This window comes from Peribacillus cavernae, from assembly GCF_003989135.1.
Lineage (GTDB): Bacteria > Bacillota > Bacilli > Bacillales > DSM-1321 > Peribacillus > Peribacillus cavernae.
Genome location: NZ_RYZZ01000005.1, coordinates 116064 through 134573 on the forward strand (window position 1 = coordinate 116064; position 18510 = coordinate 134573).

21 protein-coding genes are annotated in these 18510 nt (G+C 43.3%); 2 read left to right on the forward strand and 19 right to left on the reverse strand.

Annotation, left to right across the window (positions count from 1 at the left end):
• Positions 1 to 234 precede the first annotated feature (234 nt).
• From ELQ35_RS03720 to ssb, 8 genes are all read right to left on the reverse strand, one after another.
• Positions 235 to 1143 (reverse strand): ABC transporter permease, encoded by a 909-nt coding sequence (locus ELQ35_RS03720; RefSeq protein WP_126863489.1) that lies wholly within the window; start codon positions 1141 to 1143, stop codon positions 235 to 237.
• Between the two features lie 11 nt (positions 1144 to 1154).
• Entirely contained in the window at positions 1155 to 2159 is a 1005-nt protein-coding gene (locus ELQ35_RS03725) for an ABC transporter permease (protein ID WP_126863490.1), read from the reverse strand.
• A gap of 120 nt (positions 2160 to 2279) precedes the next feature.
• Positions 2280 to 2429: a hypothetical protein gene (locus ELQ35_RS22505; RefSeq protein ID WP_185861650.1), complete on the reverse strand. Its 150-nt coding sequence runs from the start codon at positions 2427 to 2429 to the stop codon at positions 2280 to 2282.
• A gap of 169 nt (positions 2430 to 2598) precedes the next feature.
• Positions 2599 to 4197, reverse strand: a complete 1599-nt coding sequence (locus ELQ35_RS03730; protein ID WP_126863491.1) for an ABC transporter substrate-binding protein — start codon at positions 4195 to 4197, stop codon at positions 2599 to 2601.
• Between the two features lie 56 nt (positions 4198 to 4253).
• Positions 4254 to 5222: an ABC transporter ATP-binding protein gene (locus tag ELQ35_RS03735; RefSeq protein WP_126863492.1), complete on the reverse strand. Its 969-nt coding sequence runs from the start codon at positions 5220 to 5222 to the stop codon at positions 4254 to 4256.
• The gene (locus ELQ35_RS03740; RefSeq protein WP_126863493.1) at positions 5203 to 6207 is read right to left on the reverse strand and encodes an ABC transporter ATP-binding protein; all 1005 of its coding nucleotides are present in this window, start codon (positions 6205 to 6207) and stop codon (positions 5203 to 5205) included. Before ELQ35_RS03740 ends, ELQ35_RS03735 begins: the two co-directional genes overlap by 20 nt.
• A gap of 314 nt (positions 6208 to 6521) precedes the next feature.
• On the reverse strand, positions 6522 to 6899 hold the full coding sequence (locus ELQ35_RS03745) for a hypothetical protein (RefSeq protein WP_126863494.1): 378 nt from the start codon (positions 6897 to 6899) through the stop codon (positions 6522 to 6524).
• A 47-nt stretch (positions 6900 to 6946) separates the two neighbouring features.
• Entirely contained in the window at positions 6947 to 7309 is a 363-nt protein-coding gene (ssb, locus tag ELQ35_RS03750; RefSeq protein WP_126863495.1) for a single-stranded DNA-binding protein, read from the reverse strand.
• Positions 7310 to 7646: 337 nt separating this feature from the next.
• Here ssb and ELQ35_RS03755 point away from each other — a divergent pair, with 337 nt between their 5' ends.
• The gene (locus ELQ35_RS03755; protein ID WP_126863496.1) at positions 7647 to 8084 is read left to right on the forward strand and encodes a YwpF family protein; all 438 of its coding nucleotides are present in this window, start codon (positions 7647 to 7649) and stop codon (positions 8082 to 8084) included.
• 121 nt (positions 8085 to 8205) lie between these two features.
• Here the strand turns inward: ELQ35_RS03755 and ELQ35_RS03760 are convergent, their stop codons facing one another.
• The 8 genes from ELQ35_RS03760 to spoIIQ form a co-directional block, all read right to left on the reverse strand.
• Positions 8206 to 8535 carry a hypothetical protein gene (locus ELQ35_RS03760; RefSeq protein WP_126863497.1) on the reverse strand — a complete coding sequence of 110 codons (330 nt, stop codon included), beginning with the start codon at positions 8533 to 8535 and terminating at the stop codon, positions 8206 to 8208.
• A 174-nt stretch (positions 8536 to 8709) separates the two neighbouring features.
• Entirely contained in the window at positions 8710 to 9144 is a 435-nt protein-coding gene (gene fabZ, locus ELQ35_RS03765) for a 3-hydroxyacyl-ACP dehydratase FabZ (protein WP_126863498.1), read from the reverse strand.
• 115 nt (positions 9145 to 9259) lie between these two features.
• Entirely contained in the window at positions 9260 to 9511 is a 252-nt protein-coding gene (locus tag ELQ35_RS03770; RefSeq protein WP_126863499.1) for a DNA-directed RNA polymerase subunit beta, read from the reverse strand.
• 52 nt (positions 9512 to 9563) lie between these two features.
• Positions 9564 to 10409 (reverse strand): flagellar hook-basal body protein, encoded by an 846-nt coding sequence (locus ELQ35_RS03775; protein WP_126863643.1) that lies wholly within the window; start codon positions 10407 to 10409, stop codon positions 9564 to 9566.
• 52 nt (positions 10410 to 10461) lie between these two features.
• Positions 10462 to 11298, reverse strand: a complete 837-nt coding sequence (locus ELQ35_RS03780) for a flagellar hook-basal body protein (protein WP_126863500.1) — start codon at positions 11296 to 11298, stop codon at positions 10462 to 10464.
• 152 nt (positions 11299 to 11450) lie between these two features.
• A complete protein-coding gene (gene mreB / locus ELQ35_RS03785) occupies positions 11451 to 12452 on the reverse strand; it encodes a rod shape-determining protein (RefSeq protein WP_126863501.1) in 1002 nt (333 codons plus the stop codon).
• A gap of 306 nt (positions 12453 to 12758) precedes the next feature.
• Entirely contained in the window at positions 12759 to 13028 is a 270-nt protein-coding gene (gene spoIIID, locus ELQ35_RS03790; protein WP_126863502.1) for a sporulation transcriptional regulator SpoIIID, read from the reverse strand.
• Positions 13029 to 13542: 514 nt separating this feature from the next.
• Positions 13543 to 14517 carry a stage II sporulation protein SpoIIQ gene (gene spoIIQ / locus ELQ35_RS03795; protein ID WP_126863503.1) on the reverse strand — a complete coding sequence of 325 codons (975 nt, stop codon included), beginning with the start codon at positions 14515 to 14517 and terminating at the stop codon, positions 13543 to 13545.
• A 202-nt stretch (positions 14518 to 14719) separates the two neighbouring features.
• Here spoIIQ and ELQ35_RS03800 point away from each other — a divergent pair, with 202 nt between their 5' ends.
• Positions 14720 to 15139, forward strand: a complete 420-nt coding sequence (locus ELQ35_RS03800) for a VanZ family protein (RefSeq protein ID WP_126863504.1) — start codon at positions 14720 to 14722, stop codon at positions 15137 to 15139.
• Between the two features lie 36 nt (positions 15140 to 15175).
• Here ELQ35_RS03800 and spoIID read toward each other — a convergent pair whose 3' ends face one another.
• From spoIID to ELQ35_RS03815, 3 genes are all read right to left on the reverse strand, one after another.
• On the reverse strand, positions 15176 to 16210 hold the full coding sequence (spoIID, locus tag ELQ35_RS03805; RefSeq protein WP_126863505.1) for a stage II sporulation protein D: 1035 nt from the start codon (positions 16208 to 16210) through the stop codon (positions 15176 to 15178).
• Between the two features lie 161 nt (positions 16211 to 16371).
• On the reverse strand, positions 16372 to 17673 hold the full coding sequence (gene murA / locus ELQ35_RS03810) for a UDP-N-acetylglucosamine 1-carboxyvinyltransferase (RefSeq protein WP_126863506.1): 1302 nt from the start codon (positions 17671 to 17673) through the stop codon (positions 16372 to 16374).
• 32 nt (positions 17674 to 17705) lie between these two features.
• A complete protein-coding gene (locus ELQ35_RS03815; RefSeq protein ID WP_126863507.1) occupies positions 17706 to 18455 on the reverse strand; it encodes a YwmB family TATA-box binding protein in 750 nt (249 codons plus the stop codon).
• Positions 18456 to 18510: the final 55 nt, after the last annotated feature.

Consider the following 18510-nt stretch of genomic DNA (forward strand, 5'->3'; position numbering starts at 1 on the left):
TAAAAATAGCATATTCCCTTATTTTTACACGAGGGAAAATAGTCTTTATTATCGAAGGAAATGATAGGTATAAATAACCGTATTTTCATAAAAAAAATACTTTTCTTCTTGTATCTGCAAATTGAGAGAGAATGCGAGTTTTTCTGCATAAGGATGGGAGAATGAGAGGAATAAAAATCCCTGCCTTAATTAAATTTGAATGGCAGGGATCCAGAACACTTTTTCAATAAAGTATTAGTTTTTCATACGCGGATCAAGTGCATCCCGGAGGCCGTCACCCATTAAGTTAAATCCTAGTACCGTAAGCATGATGGCAAGGCCAGGGAATAAAACGGTCCACGGGGCTTGCAGGATGAACGCACGGGAGTCTGCCAGCATTTTTCCCCATTCCGGAGTCGGAGCCTGAGCCCCCATTCCGAGGAATCCAAGTGCTGCACACTCAATGATCGCTGTCGCAATTGCCAGCGTTCCCTGGACAATGATCGGTGCCAGGCTGTTTGGCAGGATATGATGGATTAAAATCCGCGAATCTTTCATGCCGATTGCCTTTGCAGCTGTTATGTACTCCTCTTCTTTAACGCTTAATACACGGGAGCGGAGCAGGCGGCCAAAGGTTGGAACGTTAATAATTGCAATCGCCACAAGGGCGTTCTGTAAAGAAGGCCCTAATACTGATACTACTGCAATCGCAAGCAAAATGCTGGGAAAAGCGAGGATGATATCAAAAACCCGAGAAATGATGGTATCGACCCACTTTCCGTAATAGCCGGCGATGATGCCAAGAAATGAGCCGGCAAATACAGAGCCGGCTACCGAGATAAAGCCGACCCAGAGGGAAATTCTTGATCCGTAAATAATACGGCTCAAAATGTCCCGGCCGAATTCGTCTGTTCCGAACCAATGCTCTCCCGAAGGAGCAAGATGTTTATCTGACAGCTTTTGATCCGCAAATTCGTAGGGAGCGATCAAAGGGGCTACGATTGCAAGCAAAACGAAAAATGTGACGATCGATAAGCCTACAATGGCCAGCTTATTCTTTTTAAAGCTTTTCCATGCCTCTTTCCAGGGCGATATGGCTGTTTCCTCTGCCACCGGTACCTGCTCGGGCAGTATGGGAGGTATGTTACTTGCGATTTCTGCCATATTTCTTCCTCCTATTTATACTTGATCCTCGGATCAATTGCTGCATAAAGCAAATCGACGACCAGATTAATCAACACAAAGATCGTTGCAATCACAAGAATTCCCGACTGAATGACCGGATAATCCCGGGTGCCAATCGCATCATAAATATAAGTACCAATGCCCGGCCAGCCGAAGATCGTTTCTGTCAAAATCGCGCCGCCAAGCAAGAGCCCTGTTTGAAGACCGATAACTGTCACCACTGGAATCAGGGCGTTTTTGAGAGAATGCTTGTAAACAACCCAGAACATTCTCATCCCTTTGGCACGCGCTGTCCGGATAAAGTCAGAGCGCATAACCTCAAGCATCGACGAACGTGTCATCCTGGCAATGATCGCCATTGGAATTGTTCCGAGCGCAAACCCGGGCAATATCAAATGCCTGATGACTTCGATGAATTGATCGAACCTTCCTGTAATAAGCGTATCAAGCAAATAAAGATTGGTGATCGCTGTGACAGGATCACGGATATTATCCCGTCCCGTTGTTGGCAACAGATCCCACTGGATAGCCACTACATACTGTTCCATCAAACCCAGCCAGAAGATCGGCATCGAAACGCCAATCAGAGCAAGGACCATAGCTGAATAATCGAACCAGGAGTTCTGGAACCACGCGGAAATAATCCCAGCATTCACTCCCACTATAACCGCGAAAAGCATCGCAACCAGAGACAGTTCAAGCGTGGCTGCCAGATACGGCCAAATTTCCTCAGCAATGGGAGTGCCTGTTTTCAACGAAACTCCTAAATCCCCCTTTACAATGCCACCCAAATATTCAAAGAACTGTGTAAACCATGGCCTGTCCAGCCCGAGCTCAGCAGTGAGCGCTGCTATTGCTTCCTTCGATGCCTGCTGTCCCAGCATAATTTGGGCAGGATTCCCGGGAATCGCACGGATCATCATAAAGATGATGAAGGCCATTCCCAGCAAAACCGGAATCAGCGATCCCAACCGCCGTACCGTATATGAAAACATAATGTCACCTGCTTCCTTAGTCTAAGCTTTCAGAACAAAAGCGCAAGCGCCTAAAAGGAACGTCGACTAACATCCGCCACGTCCTGTGGCGAACGTCGACGTCAGCACATCCTCGAAAAGCTATCGCTTTCCTTCGTGCGATGTAATGCTGACGAAGCGTTCCTTGTCCTGTGCAAGTCCGACAAGCATAAGACGAGCAGCTGTATGGGGAGCGGTTTTCTCCCCATCAGATGATTGGCTTATGACCTCGAGTCCGACTAAAATTGCCACGTCCTCATGTCTTCGTCGGCACTAGCACGTCCTGTGCGTCGGGGCTAGGCGCTGGAGCTGGATGCAGATAATCAAAATTAAGTTATCTACATAAAATTCAATCTATAGCTTCCTTTACAGTAAAAAACGGGAGTATGCATGATCCATACTCCCCTTTTTGTACCGGCGATTAGTCCAAGGTCACATCCTGGAATGATTGTGATCCCTTTGGATGCGGGACAAACTCTTTAATTTTGCTGGTGCCAGCCAGCAACGGTGTTGAGTGTACAAGTGGAACCCATGGTGCATCTTCATGGATGATCTGCTGTGCTTGTTTATATAATTCATTACGTTTAGCTTCATCAGGAGTCGTCTGCGCTTCAATCAACAGCTTATGAACTTCATCATTGCTGTATCTTGAATAGTTATTAGATCCGATGTTATCTTTATCGAGCAATGTGTACAGGAAGTTATCGGCATCACCGTTATCCCCTGTCCAGCCCAGCATAAACATTGGTGCTTCACCAGCTTGAACCTTTTCAAGGTAAGTACCCCACTCAAAAGTAACGATTTTCGCTTCAATGCCTACCTCTTTCATGCTTGCCTGTAAAGCTTCTGCCACTTTTTGTCCGTCCGGCATGTATGGACGCGGAACCGGCATGGCCCATAGATCCATTTTAAATCCTTTTTCAAGTCCAGCTTTCTTTAGCAATTCTTTTGCTTTTTCTACATCGTATTCGTAATCTTGGACGCTGTCATCATATCCGGCGATAGAAGGAGGCATCGGATTCTTAGCTGGTTCTGCCGTTCCTTCATAGAAGTTTTTGATGATATCGTCTTTATTCACCAGATGGTTAATCGCCTGGCGAACTTCTTTTTTGTTGAACGGTTCTTTTTCAACGTTAAAACCAAGATAACCAACGTTCATGGAAGGACGCTCAAATAATTGAAGCTTGCTGTTGTCCTCCACCTTGCTTTTATCGCTTGGGTTTACACCGTCTACTAAGTCGATTTCACCCTTGATTAAAGCATTAAGTCGGGCAGAGTTGTCTTTAATAACTTTGAAAGTAACACCGTCAAGCTTTGGCAGCTCTTTATTCCAGTAATCATCATTCTTTACAACTTCGATCGTATCGCCTTTTTTCCAATTTTTAAATTTGAAAGGTCCTGTACCAACTGGATTTTCACCGATTGCATCAAATTTCGCAGGGCTCGCAATCGCGAACGGGCTCATCGCCAAATTTTTCAGAAATGGCGCCTGTGGACGGAACAGGGTAAATTCAACTGTCTTCGGATCTACCGCTTTCACTTCTTTAATGACGTGTCCTTCGTCCCCTTCAAAGCCTCCGAACATGGAAGCATAATAGGCGAATTTCGCTTCATCTTTGCTCTTTGCCCAGCGCTCAAAGTTCTTTACAACAGCATCTGCATTAAATTCTTCACCGTCATGGAATGCAACACCATCACGAAGGGTAAAGGTGTATTTCAAGCCGTCTGGTGTAACCTCCCACTTTTCGGCAAGGGCCGGTACAATTTCCGTGCTATCCTTTTCAAATTCTACGAGCGTTTCATACATTTGTTCTGTGACAATATATGATTCCCCATCTGTTACAATAGCCGGATCAAGCGATACTGCGTCCCCGCCCTTTCCGTAAATCATAACATCTCCGCCTTTTTCACTGCCGCCACCGCTGCTCCCTTTTTCAGAAGAGCCTGAGCACCCGGCTAGGACGAGAGAAAGCACTAAAACACAACTTAAAAATAGCCACAACGACTTTTTCTTTTTCATGTCTGTTCCCCCATTAATCTTTTTTAAATTTTCGCCTTATTTATTTGTACGCACTGTCACTCATATAAATGACAAGCTGCGTAGTGGCCTGGTTCAATTTCTTTCAGAAGCGGTCTTACCGATACACACGTATCCATTGCCTTTGGGCATCTTGTATGAAAAGGGCAGCCCTTTGGTGGATTGGACGGGCTTGGTACTTCTCCTTGCAAGATGATTCTTTCCTTTTGATACTCCACATCAGGAATCGGAACGGCCGACAGGAGTGCTTGTGTATACGGATGCTTCGGGTTTTTATAAAGCTGTTCACTGTCTGAAAGTTCAACAATATTTCCAAGGTACATCACGCCAACACGGTCGCTTATATGCCGGACAACACCCAGGTCATGGGCGATGAAAAGATAGGTTAAATCAAATTCCTTCTGAAGATCCTGCAAAAGGTTCAAAACCTGTGACTGGATTGAGACGTCCAAAGCAGACACCGGTTCATCCGCGATTATCAATTTCGGATTGACGGCCAGGGCCCGGGCGATCCCGATCCGCTGACGCTGCCCACCGCTAAATTGGTGCGGATACCTCTTCGCGTGATAGCTGCTTAGCCCGACAACCTCAAGTAATTCCTTCACACGTTTTCTACGTTCTGCCCTGCTCTTCACACCGTGAACTAACAGTGGCTCTTCCAATATTTTCTCGACAGTATGCCGTGGATTCAGCGAAGCAAACGGATCCTGAAAGACCATCTGCATTTCCCGGCGCTTTTTTCTCATTTCTGCAGATGAAAGAGTGGTAATGTCTTCTCCTTCAAAATAAATTTTGCCTTCACTCGGTTCCAAAAGCCGGAGAAGGATCTTGCCGGTTGTAGATTTTCCACAGCCGCTTTCGCCGACCAGCCCCAAAGTTTCTCCTTTGTTAATGAAGAAAGAAACACCGTCTACTGCTTTTACTTCACCGACCGTTTTCCCGAGTAAGCCTCCCTTAATCGGAAAGTGCTTTTTTAGGTTCTCTACCTTAACTAAGACTTGAGTCATGGAAGGTTGCTCCTTTCCCGTCTTCATAGAGCCAGCATCTAACCTGCTGTCCGTTTTTGAATGCCGAAAGATGCGGATCTTCACTCAGACAGCGCTCATGCACATGGGCACAGCGAGGGGCAAATTGGCAGCCAAGCTTAAGCGCCCCCGGCTTGGGTACGTTACCCGGAATCGAGTATAGCCGATCCACTCTCACTCTCATATCCGGCACGGATTGAATCAGGCCGACTGTATATGGATGTTTCGGGTTTTGGAAAATCGTTTTAACATTGCCTTCCTCAACCACTTTTCCAGCGTACATGACGACAACCCGCTCACACATTTCTGCGACTACGCCAAGATCATGAGTAATCATCATGATTGCGGTATCAGTCTCTTTATTTAACTTTTTCATTAGTTCCAAAATTTGTGCCTGTATCGTCACGTCCAGGGCGGTTGTCGGCTCGTCAGCAATCAAAAGCTGTGGCTCACAAATCATCGCCATCGCAATCATGACCCGCTGCCGCATTCCGCCTGAGAGCTGATGCGGATATTCGTTCACCAATTCCTCTGCCCGCGGCAGCCCGACCAGCTTCAGCATTTCCACAGCCTTTGCAAGCGCTTTCTTTTTGTTCCACTTTCTATGTATCCGTAAGGATTCTATCAGTTGCTCCCCAATTGTAAAAACAGGATTTAAGCTTGTCATTGGCTCCTGGAAGATCATCGCTATTTCATTTCCGCGAATCTTGCGCATTCTGGCTTCGGATGCTTGTACCAGATTTTCTCCCTTAAAAAGGATTTCCCCTTCCACTTTGCCTGTTGCAGTTGGAACAAGCCCCATGACCGACAGCGCCGTGACACTCTTTCCACACCCTGATTCCCCAACGATTCCAAGGACTTCACCGGGTTTTATATGAAAGTCAATATTGTTTACGACCGGTATTTCGTCATCATCCGTCAGGAAACTTGTCCGCAGGCCTTTAACATCGATAATTCGACTGTTCATAGAAGACACTCCTCTCTTGATGGTACCCTGATTCGTCTTGAGGTCATCTTGAATTATGCCATTTATCTCATAATATTACAATATGTAATTCTAAAAATAGTATGAATACTGAATCTTCTTAGAAGCAGGAAGAGTATCCCCCCTCTTAAAAGAAAATGGCTGCCGGAGCGGCAGCCTTATAATGAGGTGGATGTGAGGAATGATTCTCTTTATATTGGGGCACGCAGGAGGCTTTTCAAGCGAGGTTCTTTACTTAATAGCAGCGTTAATAGTAACAGTACATCCCTTATTTGCATAAAAAATAAAATAGTTTGTCAAGGTGAAGGTTGCAGAAGCGCCGGTGTAATCTGGGGAACCCTTTTCCCACCCTCCATAACAAAAGATTGCTTTCTTCCCGTTTTATCATCCTGACGGCTTTCCAGATAGGCCAGCCTCAAAAGGATGGATTCATTTTTTTCCTGCAAAGATTTGTATTGAAACTCCAGGCGGGCGAGGATGAGCTCAAGCTCTGCTAGCTGAGTCTCTCCATTTGCTGTCTTTACATTCGTTCTTGCTATGAAGCGGATAAGGTCACCGAGCAACTCCTCCATTTTTTCCAGACGCTGATACGCTGCGCTCTGATTTGCAGTCGAACATACCACGGCCACATCCCTCGATCCGCAGCGGGAACAAAGACTTTCTCTGTCTCCCATGCCTTCACCTCCTTGATATTTAGACAGTACTGATAAATTGCCATACGTTATATTCCGATGGGACTGAATTCCTCCTCTTTAAGATTCGACTGTTTCGGGCCTACAAAACGGACAGATTCAGCTACGACTTCCGTTACATACACTCTCTTTCCTTCCGAATTGTCATAGCTCCGCGTCTGGATTCGCCCTGTGACCCCAATAATGGATCCTTTCCGGCAGTATTGCACAGTGTTTTCAGCCGTTTTCTTCCATAGGGTGCAGTATACAAAATCAGCATCATATTGACCTTCATTATTGCGGAAGTTCCTGTTTACTGCTAACGTTATATTTGAGACGGCCTTTCCCTCAGGTGTATAACGCAGCTCAGGGTCCCTGGCCAGCCTGCCGACCAGTGTTACTTGATTTATCAAATAACCAGCTCCTTTCTGTCTTCATCATACTGAATCGGCTCCATACAGTAAAACAGACAAAATCATAAATGACTCGGTATTTTTAGCAATAAAAACTTTCTAATCCGCCAGTAAAATTGTCATTTTGTACACACATTTTCATTCATAAAACCCATTTGACTTTTTTTTATCTTTTTTCTAATTATTTTATTCTTCATAATTTGGTCCATATGCACCCAGCACTTTTTACTTTCTTAACTGGATCTATTTCAGTTATGCTATTAAGTAGAAAATAACGGAGTAAATGAGGATTACAGGAAACGGTATGGGTAAAAATAGGTAGAATGGAGGGATCCGCATGAAAACATTTAAATTAATATCACTGCAAATTGTGACAGAAAAAAAAGATCACGTTGATATCAAATTGACAGATGGACTCATCATTAACAAAGAAGATGACAGCAATACATGGATTATCGAGGCTTTTGTTTCAAACAGCTGTTTCAGCACCTTTGAAGGGTTTGTCGCTACAGGTAAAGAAGTTAATGTTCAGGCAGTCATCACAAAAAAAGAGAATGATCCAGCAGCCTTTAAAACAGTAGTCAATACGCTAAAGAAAGTGGATGGCCATGTTATCCTCCTTCTCGAAGGACATCTCCAAAAAACGCGTAGTAAATATGCTGAACTTCTCCTTGAAGATTTGGTTCAGCAGGGTATGGATGGCAGCTCCTTAATTGAGCAATTTAAAGATAAAATGCGATCCCGCCCAAAGCTTGTCACGTCGAACAAAAAATAGAATAAATAAAAAAGGCTGGCCTCTAAAAAGTTGGAAGAACAAGAGGAAAAACTATTTCCTATACCTGTTCAATCATCTTCCATTAACCAGTCTTTTTTATATTTGAGATGTTCGCTGTTTCTTACTTATTCTTATCGTTGTCATCGTCTAAACCTGTATCATCATCAATCATGTTATCATCATCCGTATTGTTATTGTTATCTGTTGGATTGCCATCTTTGACATCGTTCATATCAGCATCGTGATCGACACCGTCGTTTTGATCGTTCAGGTCGTTTTCAGCACCATTTTGGTCCTGATTCAGATCTTGATTTCCATTATCTTGCTGGTCTTCTACATTATTATTATCTTCCGGCGGTGGATTGTTATCATCATTATTCATGTTACATCCAGCCACTAACATCGCAGACAATAAAGAGCCACCAATGAGAGCCATTAACCGTTTTTTCATGGAAAGTAACCTCCCTTCGCTATATAGTGGACTATAAATTGTGTCCTGTTGGTATTTTGCCCGGAACGGATGAATTATTGCATTATTAGTAAAAACTTTTAAGATCTATCCTAAAAAACCAGCCAGGCAAAATGCCTGACCGTTCAGAAAAGATAATAAAAAAGCGGTTTAAGGTTATGATTCTTTATCGCCAAATGCAAACATGATTTCCGTTTCACATGCCAGTTCCCCGTCGACCGTAGCCATCGCTTTGCCTTTACCGACGGAACCGCGCATGCGAACGATTTCGACTTCAAGCCGAAGCTGGTCTCCAGGCTTTACTTGTCTTTTAAAGCGGCAATTATCAATTCCTGCAAAAAAGGCAAGCCGGCCTTTATATTCTTCTTGCTTTAGCATGGCAACCGCACCAACCTGGGCAAGTGCCTCCACTATCAACACACCCGGCATTACCGGGTAATCAGGGAAGTGTCCATTAAAAAACGGTTCATTTACTGTCACATTTTTAATGCCGACAGCCTTCTTTCCATCCTCGACCTCGATAATCTTATCCACCAGCAAAAATGGATAACGATGCCGGATAATTTCCTTAATTTGCGTTACGTCAAGCATATTTTTCCCTCCAGTAAAATCATTATGTAACCAATGATACCATGAACTCTTTGAAAGATACTATTAAGCATGAAACATGACAAAGGGCCTGACTCGGCGTTCAGACCCTTTTAAATCATATATCTTTATTCACAAGGTCAACGATATGAGTCCATGTTGACTTTTTAAAGACATCAGACGCTTTGCCGCCGCCAATGACACTGTAGCCGATCATAGCACCTGCTGATATACTGGCGGCAATCAGCACGATTACAATAACTAGTCTTAGCCAGATAGGCAAAAGCCTGATACGTATCCGTTTTTTTACATTTTCTGTCTGTTTTCCCTGCTGCCTGTATTCTTCCCTGGTTACTTGTTTTTCTTCCATGCTAATGTGCGAAAGCCCCTTTTACTGTGTATTAATTGTCCGTAAGAATTATTTAACGGATCCCATTTATCAATCCAAGCATTTGGTCTGCCATTGTCACTGATTTAGCATTGAACTGGTATTGTCGCTGCGCATTCATTAGATCTGTCATTTCTTTGGACAGATCTACGTTTGAACTCTCCAAAGCTCCCTGATTCAAGGAAATTCCTTCCCTTAATCCACCGGTCAGAGATGTTAGTATATCCTCTTCCTTTATTCCAAGCTGATCGAAATTAGCCGGCAGCCCTAAAAGGTTCTCGCCGATTTGTTCCAAAAGTTGCGGCTTTTTTACGGATATGATGCCTAGATTAAAGATTTGTCTATTTCCATTGTCCGCTTCAGCCGTAAGCTGACCTTCTTTTGAAAAAGTAAGGTTCTTGATACTTCCATCGATGATGATTGGATTATCATTTTCGTCAAGCACCGGATATCCTTTACCAGTAACCAGCATCATTTGCTCAGGATTATTGGAAACCGGATTTAAGTGAAAAGCACCATCCCTTGTGAAGCGAGTGTCTTCTCCTTTGTCATCGGAAACACGGACACGGAAGTATAAATCCTCTTTCTCCAGCGCATTATCCAGGTTGCGGCCAGTACTTTTTATGCTTCCCTGGGAGTTAATCAGCTGGGACTGGCTTATTCTTGCACCTGTTCCCTGCCTGATACCTAATGGGGTTAATCTGCCTGTTTCGTTTTCCTGCTTTTGGTTCTTGAACTCCTGGACGAGCAGATCATTGAAATAAGATTCTTTCCGTTTATACCCATTCGTTTGAATATTGGATATATTATGGCCAATGATATCCATCTTATGCTGAAGCTGGCCCAGGGTATTCGTTGCGGTGATCATCGTTCTATTCAGACTTATTCCTCCTCTTGAAGGACTTGCAAAAGACAAGGAAAGGCTTCGGGCTCTAGCCAATCCGGCCGATTTCATTGACTGCCTTTTCCATGCTTCTGTCGTATGCTTGCAAAACTTTCTGGTTTGCTTCAAATGAGCGGTATGCTGACATCATGTCTGTCATGGTCCGTGAAGAATCAATATTCGATCCTTCTATGAAGCCTTGCTGCAGTTTGAAGCTTACATCTCGTTCATTATAAGCATTGATAAGCGGTTCACCAGCCTTACGAAATAGGCCGTCACCTTCTTTTAGAAGCGTATAAGGATTATCGGAAAATCCAATCCCAATACGGGCAACCGACCGGTTATTCTCCATGATCATCCCATTCTCGTCAACTGTGAAATTCTCGCTGTTTAGCTGAATCCGCTTATTGTTTTCATCAAGAATATAATAGCCCAGCGGAGTTGTCAAAAAACCCTGTTCATCTATTGTAAAGTTGCCATTTCTTGTATAGCGAAGCTCTCCTGCCGCATTTAATGCCGTAAAAAGTACCGTTCCTTTCAAGTCCTTTTCTTGTCCGGAAGGCATACTTCCATCAACAAGCGCAATATCAGTATTCCGTTGTGTCTGCTGAATGTCACCCTGCAAGAACTCAGGTGCCGCTTCCTGCATGTATACCCCGGTGTTCAAGGAACCCACTCGGGAATGGATTGGCAGATGGAGCCCTTTTTCAGTAGGAATGGACTTTGAACCGATCCGATCCAACAGCATTTCCGGGAATGCCCTCACGCTGGACTGATCTGCTTTAAACCCCGGAGTATTGGCATTGGCCATATTATTTGTCAGCATTTCCGTCCGCCTTTGCTGAGCAATCATTCCGGAGGCAGCCGTAAAAAACCCTTTAAACATATTCTTCACCTCTATTAAAAGCGTAAGCGCCTCGTGATAATGTAGAATTAAGGAGTATGTTTGCTTTGATCCATTTGAAGAAGCACAGGAATCCTATTAAATAAACACTGCTCATTATTTTTAAGACTGAAGTGTTTGCGCGGAGAACCCGCTCAGCTAAATTTCCTTCTCGGAAGTCTGTCCATATTGTCGAGCATGATTCCGGTGCCGATCGCAACGCAATCCATCGGCTGCTCTGCAACCAATACTGGTACCTTCAATTCCTCAGCAAGTAATAGATCGACGCCGTGCAATAATGCGCCGCCGCCTGTTAGTATAACGCCCCGGTCGATAATGTCGGCAGAAAGCTCAGGAGGAGTCCGCTCCAGAACACTTTTTGCAGCATGAACTATCACAGCAACCGATTCACGAAGTGCTTCTTCAATCTCCTGTGAGTTAACAGAAATGGGCCTTGGCAAACCTGAAACCATATCGCGTCCGCGGATTTCGATTTCTACGTTTCGGGAACCCGGAAACACAGTGCCAACCTTAATTTTTACGTCTTCCGCTGTTCGTTCACCGATCAACAGCTTATATTTACGCTTGATATAATTAAGGATTTCATTATCGAACTTATCACCAGCCATCTTGATGGAAGATGAAGTCACAATGTCACCCATGGAAAGCACCGCGACATCCGTTGTTCCGCCACCGATATCGACAACCATGTTACCGGACGGCTGGAAAATGTCCATTCCGGCACCTATTGCTGCTACCTTAGGCTCCTCTTCAAGATAGATTTTCTTACCACCGCTCTTTTCAGCTGCCTCCTTGATTGCCTTTTGCTCGACGCTGGTGATGTTCGTCGGACAGCAAATCAAAATACGAGGCTTGGAAAGGAATCCTTTTACATTCAGTTTATTAATGAAATGCTTCAGCATGGATTCCGTCACATCAAAATCTGCAATGACCCCATCCTTCAAAGGACGAATGGCCACGATATTTCCTGGAGTACGCCCTACCATTTTTCTGGCTTCTTCACCGACTGCAAGGACGCGGTTAGTATTCTTGTTAATGGCCACAACGGATGGCTCATTTAATACGATTCCTTTGCCTTTGACATGTATCAACACATTGGCAGTTCCGAGATCGATTCCAATATCTCTTGCAAACATTTTCCCTATTTCCTCCTTGAATACCTCTCATTAAACGTACTTCTGTCCTAATTGTTTATTTTACCATACGGAATAGGCCCGAAGTAAGAGCGAATCGTAATTTAAGTAGAATTTTGCATATTCCTGTCGAAATGTAGAAAAAAGCAAGAAACAACATTGGGCTTAAGAGACGCTTATGATAAAAAGTCATTTTTACAAATTAAAACCGGGACAATCAGTGAAGGCTGGCCGTTCCAATCAGGATGCCCATTTCTTCACTGTAGAAGCCCGGTTTTTTCGCATTCATTATTCTTTTGTAGCGACGGTCTATTTCACAACCTCTTCTCTTTCTGAACGCTTGTATTTCAACTTTGTAGCTTCCCCGCCCCGCAAATGGCGGATTGATTTATGATAATCCAAGATATCCTTTACTTCATTTGCAAGATCGGGATTGATTTCCGGCAGTCTTTCTGTTAAGTCTTTATGGACAGTACTTTTGGAGACACCAAACTCCTTCGCGATAACGCGAACCGTTTTTCTTGTTTCCACGATATACTTTCCTATCTTGATAGTTCTTTCTTTGATGTAATCGTGCACACTACTCGCCCTCCCTAAATTGGATGTGAGAAGTGTGAAATGAGATTCGCTTCCGGCTTAAATACCGCTTCCCCAGACAAAAAGAAAATATATTCACAACTAAATGTATGATAAGTAATAAACGACCACTCACCTCAAACACTCTCTTAAGTATGGTTTTGTAACAGTTTATTAGCTTGGATCAAGATATATGCACAAATTACTGAATAGGGGTATATATTTCCTTAATTTTCTGAAAGGTTATTAGTATTCTTTGATTTCAGACAATTGTGCTGTGGCTTCTTCAGCCTGAAATATACATCTTATCCTATCCTCAATATTTCCTGAGAAATATGTCGAGTTCCCAGGAACTTTGTAGAGTAGAAAACAGGAATTAGATTAGGGACTTTCATCCTATAGCGTAGCGTGCTGCCACACACAAAAAAAAACCCGTGCAGAGACGGGTTTTTTTGCCAAATTTTCAGTTGTTGTTAATGGGCACGTAACATGATTTATTTGTTTTGTATAATTTGATTTAATTTTGTGCAGGCTGCTGGTAATTATTTTGCATATCACTGTTTTTTTCATCCTGCATGCCGGAATCTTCAGGCTGATCTGCATTTGTGTCTGACTCTGTACCTTTTTCTTCATCTGCCGGCTTATCAGATTGCTGATCGCTCTTTTCTTCCTTGGCTTTGTTGTCGGATGAATTAGCGGCATCATCATCTTTAGCTTTGTCACCTGATTGAGCACCATCTTCTTCGGCTGCTTTGTCAGGATCCGCTGCATTCTCGTTTTCAGTGCCAGTGTTATCTGTTTGCTCATTTACTGCTTCGATTGAAGAAAGCTGCTTGTCAATCAAGTCAATTGGATTAAGGGCAACATTATCTTTTCTAATTTCAAAGTGGACATGTAAACCTGCTTCTTCATTCAACAAGCTTTGACCAGCCTTTGCAAGAGCTTGTCCTTGTTCGACTTTATCGCCCACCGCTACTGCTACATCTTTTACGGATTGATAATGTGTAACGACGCCATTATCGTGCTCGATTGTGATTTCATTTCCAAGCAATGCGTCTTCTTTTACGTTCTTAACAACTCCGCTTAAGGAAGCTACTACATCAAACGTCTTGCCATCTTCCATTGCAATGTCGATCCCTTTGTTTGGTTCGTATCTGTTATTGTAAGATACAAGAGCTGCTTCTTGCTCTTCCTTTGTTCCGTTGACATCATAGAATTGCTTTTTGATCACTGTTGCTTCGCTATCTGCTGCAGGCATTTTGATATTTTCAAGCTCGCTGTTTACTTCCACAGCTGGATCTTTGAAATTCTTGCCTGTTTCTGACTCCTTGGCAGGGTTCGCCGAATCATCAAAACCGTTTTGCACGAACAGAGCTGCTGTCAAAATGATTGCTGCACTTGCGATATAGATGGCTGGTAATGCCCAACGCTTCTTTATTATGCGTCGGAATGTAGATTTTCGAGAAGTTTGTTTCTTTTCTTCCTCTCTCATGATTATCACCTCAGCAATCATTCTGAACACATCGCAGGAATTATATACCTTAGAAAAAAATTTTTTTAGAATTATCCTTTGTTAAGAGCTCGCTTTTTATGCATTTATCTATCTTAGCAGATGAAGATCGGCCTCTCCGGCGTTTTCCTTTGCCTTGTTTCCTGTTAAAATAAGCTTATCTTACCTGAAAGAAGTTGTACCGATGAATAAGCTGTTGCGCATCATTGTTTTTGTTTTGCCTTTTATTTATATGGCTGGTGTCTGGATTTTGTCCAGATTACCGGATACTGCTGTAGTGGAGTTGCCGGATCGTTCACTGGACAGCTTTTTTAAAGAAGCGATGCATTTGGTGGAATTTGCGATTCTTTATATGCTGTTTGCTGCGGGCTTGGCTGCTGCAGGAAAGTTAACACCGGCTCTCAGCCTCCTGGCAGCTTTGGGTGCAGGCTTATACGGCATCACTGATGAAATTCACCAGTCCTTTGTGCCTTACAGGAATGCCAGCTGGATTGATATTTTAAAAGACTGGATCGGTGTCGCAGCCGCTTACTTCCATGTCCGATATCATTATTTCAAACATAACCGGGGCTTTTTGACACAGATCAGTAAACTTGTCCGATAATAGAAAGAGATGGAGCCTGGGCCCCATCTCTTTCTATTATCGCTTGGCGGTAGTGGTATTTAATAGATTATTGGAAGATTGAATTGTTACTCCCTTATAATAATATTTAACGATATCCTCGTAGTTCTTGCCTTCCAGGGCCATACCGTTTGCCCCGTACTGACTCATTCCCACTCCGTGGCCATAACCTTTAGTAGAGATGATGATGTTGTTTCCTTTACGTTCCCAGCTAAAATCGGCTGATTTCAAATCAAGCGTTTCACGGATTTCTTTTCCGGTTAGCTTTTTACCGCCGATTGTGATGGTCCCCACCCGTTTTCCGGGCGTTCTTGCTGTCACCGTTCCAATACTCTCCTCGTTTGAAACCTTGACGCCAAGCTTTCTTTCAAAGTCAGTAATGGAAAGGACGGTTGTATTGTAAAACTTCGGCGAGATTTTATCCCATGGGCTCGAAACACTTTTTAAATAAGGCCTCACACCTCCCCAGTACGCTTCAGAGTTTTCCGTGTAGCCGTTGCTCGTAGAAAAAAAGCTAGCCGTTATTGGTTTTCCATCATATGTTAAAATCTGGCCGTTTGTATCTTCTACCGCCTTGGTAATCTTTTTGATTTTCCATTTATAATCGGAACCCCATATTTGCTTTAGTTCATCATTGTTTTTATATACCTGGTGATTGACCGTATCTGTGACATTAGCACCATTTGGCAGTTCTTTGGCATCCTTGGCCAGCAGCTGATTTACAATGTATGTGCGTGCCGTCAGAGCTTGTGCTTTTAAAGCTTCCAGTTTAAAGTCTGCCGGCATTTCAGCAGCAACTACGCCAACAATATACGTTTCCAGCGGCAGCTTTTGAATGTTCTTGCTCACAGAGCGGTAAACGGCCACCTCAACAGCCGGGGAAGGGATCGTTTCCATTTGTTCACCTTTCTTTTTAGCTGGTTGTACTAGCTTTTCTGATAATTTCCCATCTGCTTTATCCGTGGAAAATGGAAGCACAAGCATTGCTGGAATCATTATGATGACAAATGATGTTACGATAAATAGTGTGATTATCGGTTTAATCGTTTTCAATACTCCAGGGCCTCCCTATACGATTTTTCTACCAAGATGTAATTGGTATCTCTATAAAAATGTATGGGAGCGGACAAGCATTTATGACTGAGTGATAAAAAAACCGGCTCCCGAGACAGTAAATGTTACTGTACAAGGGAACCGGTCTTATAAATGTTTCATTATGCATTTAAATCAGCTGCGATTGTTTCTTTTTCAGCTGTTTCTTCATTAATACGTTCCACATCGGCTCCAAGAGCGGCAAGCTTTCCGTGAAAATTTACATAGCCCCTGTCAAGGTGCTTCAATTCGGTGACGCGTGTGATGCCTTCTGCAACCAACCCGGTCAGAATCAATGCTGCAGCTGCCCGCAAATCAGTAGCCGCCACTTCGGCACCCTGTAAATCAGACGGTCCGTTCATGATGACAGAGCGTCCTTCAATTTTGATGTTTGCATTCATGCGCCGGAATTCTTCCACATGCATAAAACGGTTTTCAAAAACGGTTTCGGTAATCATGCTTGTTCCTTGTGCACGGAGCAATAGTGACATCATTTGCGATTGCATGTCTGTCGGGAAACCAGGGTGAGGCATCGTTTTGATGTCTACAGCCTTCAACTTTTCCCGTCCAATGACACGCAAGCCGTCTTCTTCCTCCGTGATTGAAACACCCATTTCTTCCATTTTTGCAATTAAAGAAGTTAAGTGCTCAGGAATTGCGCCTTTCACAAGGATATTACCCTTTGTAAGCGCTGCGGCTACCATGAATGTACCTGCCTCGATCCGGTCAGGAATAATCGAATGCTCAGCGCCATATAATTTATTTACACCTTCAATTTTCAGCGTACCTGTTCCTGCACCTTTAACTTTTGCACCCATTTTATTCAGGAAGTTAGCAAGGTCGACAATTTCAGGTTCTTTTGCGACATTTTCAAGGATGGTTGTTCCTTCGGCAAGGCTTGCTGCCATCATGATATTTTCAGTGGCGCCAACACTTGGGAAATCCAGGTACACTCTTGCACCTTTTAATCTTCCATCTACTTCTGCTTCGATAAAGCCGTTTCCGACCTTAACCTTTGCACCCATGGCTTCAAAGCCCTTTAAGTGCTGGTCAATCGGACGGGAGCCAATTGCGCATCCCCCTGGCAAGGCTACGCGAGCCCGGCCGTTTCTTGCCAATAGTGACCCCATAACCAAGACAGAGGCACGCATTTTGCGAACATATTCAAACGGTGCTTCATCCAATAGCTCTTTTGATGCATCTACAGTGACTGTATTATCATGAAAGGCAACCTCAGTGTTAAGGTTACGCAGAACTTCATTGATTGTATATACATCGGAGAGCGTAGGCACGTCTTTAATGATGCTTTTTCCATCACTTGCTAATAATGTTGCAGCGATAACCGGCAAAACGGCGTTTTTTGCGCCTTCGACTTTAACTGTTCCGCTCAGCCTTCTTCCGCCACGGACAATGATTTTTTCCAAAAGTATTCCCCTCCGCGTCCATTTTCTCTATATTAATATTCAATTGTGATGATTGGTGTGCCAACTACAAAGGCTGTCTTTTCACCCAATCCTTCTGTTCTCATGGCAAGTTGCAGGTTCAACGGTTCATTTGTAAACGTTTGGTCAAACAATGCTGTCTGCGCAGAAACGGATTTGAAATTCTTTTCTTCTATACTTTCCATTTCCTGCGCTTGAAATAAATCTAATAATCTTGCAGTCTCTTTGCTTAAAACCGTATCAATATTACCATTGAAAACGCCTTTAATACAAGAAAAAATCGAAGGATTTCCTCGAAATATGTCCTTTATCCTGTTTTGAAAAGCATTTTCAAAAAAAGAAGAATACCGATTGTCCCATAAGCGGCCTTTTACCTCATATATGATATACGAAACAGGTTCCGTTTTTTCGTGGGTCATCATCAAATTTATTGACTCTGTCAATCCGGTATCAACGTTCGTAAATACGGTATGTGCCTTCCATTCATTGCCCTGTTTCTCGATTTCCCATTGAGAGCGAGGAAAAACTTCACGTAGTTTCCTTACTGCTTTGTTTAAATCATTTTCATTTCTTATTTCACTGTTCTTTTCTCTTGCGTAAACAGACCATTCTTCTATATTTACGTTCTTATCATGCTGTAAGAGCTCGGTCATTGTTACTATATCAGCCTTGCTTTTTGCCACAATCGTACTATTCCCAAACATAAGCCCGATGAAACTAATCAATGCTATGTACGGCAATAACTTTCTCATTTTATTTTTCATGTGTACAGCCCTCCCCTATCTTTATTTTTTCCAGATAGGCAGGAAGCATACTCAA

What these genes read in the sequence shown, in the direction of transcription:
- ELQ35_RS03720 (WP_126863489.1), bottom strand. Translation starts at nt 1,143, where the DNA reads ATGGCAGAAATCGCAAGTAACATACCTCCCATACTGCCCGAGCAGGTA.
- ELQ35_RS03725 (WP_126863490.1), bottom strand. Translation starts at nt 2,159, where the DNA reads ATGTTTTCATATACGGTACGGCGGTTGGGATCGCTGATTCCGGTTTTG.
- ELQ35_RS03730 (WP_126863491.1), bottom strand. Translation starts at nt 4,197, where the DNA reads ATGAAAAAGAAAAAGTCGTTGTGGCTATTTTTAAGTTGTGTTTTAGTG.
- ELQ35_RS03735 (WP_126863492.1), bottom strand. Translation starts at nt 5,222, where the DNA reads ATGACTCAAGTCTTAGTTAAGGTAGAGAACCTAAAAAAGCACTTTCCG.
- ELQ35_RS03740 (WP_126863493.1), bottom strand. Translation starts at nt 6,207, where the DNA reads ATGAACAGTCGAATTATCGATGTTAAAGGCCTGCGGACAAGTTTCCTG.
- ELQ35_RS03745 (WP_126863494.1), bottom strand. Translation starts at nt 6,899, where the DNA reads ATGGGAGACAGAGAAAGTCTTTGTTCCCGCTGCGGATCGAGGGATGTG.
- ELQ35_RS03755 (WP_126863496.1), top strand. Translation starts at nt 7,647, where the DNA reads ATGAAAACATTTAAATTAATATCACTGCAAATTGTGACAGAAAAAAAA.
- ELQ35_RS03760 (WP_126863497.1), bottom strand. Translation starts at nt 8,535, where the DNA reads ATGAAAAAACGGTTAATGGCTCTCATTGGTGGCTCTTTATTGTCTGCG.
- fabZ (WP_126863498.1), bottom strand. Translation starts at nt 9,144, where the DNA reads ATGCTTGACGTAACGCAAATTAAGGAAATTATCCGGCATCGTTATCCA.
- ELQ35_RS03770 (WP_126863499.1), bottom strand. Translation starts at nt 9,511, where the DNA reads ATGGAAGAAAAACAAGTAACCAGGGAAGAATACAGGCAGCAGGGAAAA.
- ELQ35_RS03780 (WP_126863500.1), bottom strand. Translation starts at nt 11,298, where the DNA reads ATGTTTAAAGGGTTTTTTACGGCTGCCTCCGGAATGATTGCTCAGCAA.
- mreB (WP_126863501.1), bottom strand. Translation starts at nt 12,452, where the DNA reads ATGTTTGCAAGAGATATTGGAATCGATCTCGGAACTGCCAATGTGTTG.
- spoIIQ (WP_126863503.1), bottom strand. Translation starts at nt 14,517, where the DNA reads ATGAGAGAGGAAGAAAAGAAACAAACTTCTCGAAAATCTACATTCCGA.
- ELQ35_RS03800 (WP_126863504.1), top strand. Translation starts at nt 14,720, where the DNA reads ATGAATAAGCTGTTGCGCATCATTGTTTTTGTTTTGCCTTTTATTTAT.
- ELQ35_RS03815 (WP_126863507.1), bottom strand. Translation starts at nt 18,455, where the DNA reads ATGAAAAATAAAATGAGAAAGTTATTGCCGTACATAGCATTGATTAGT.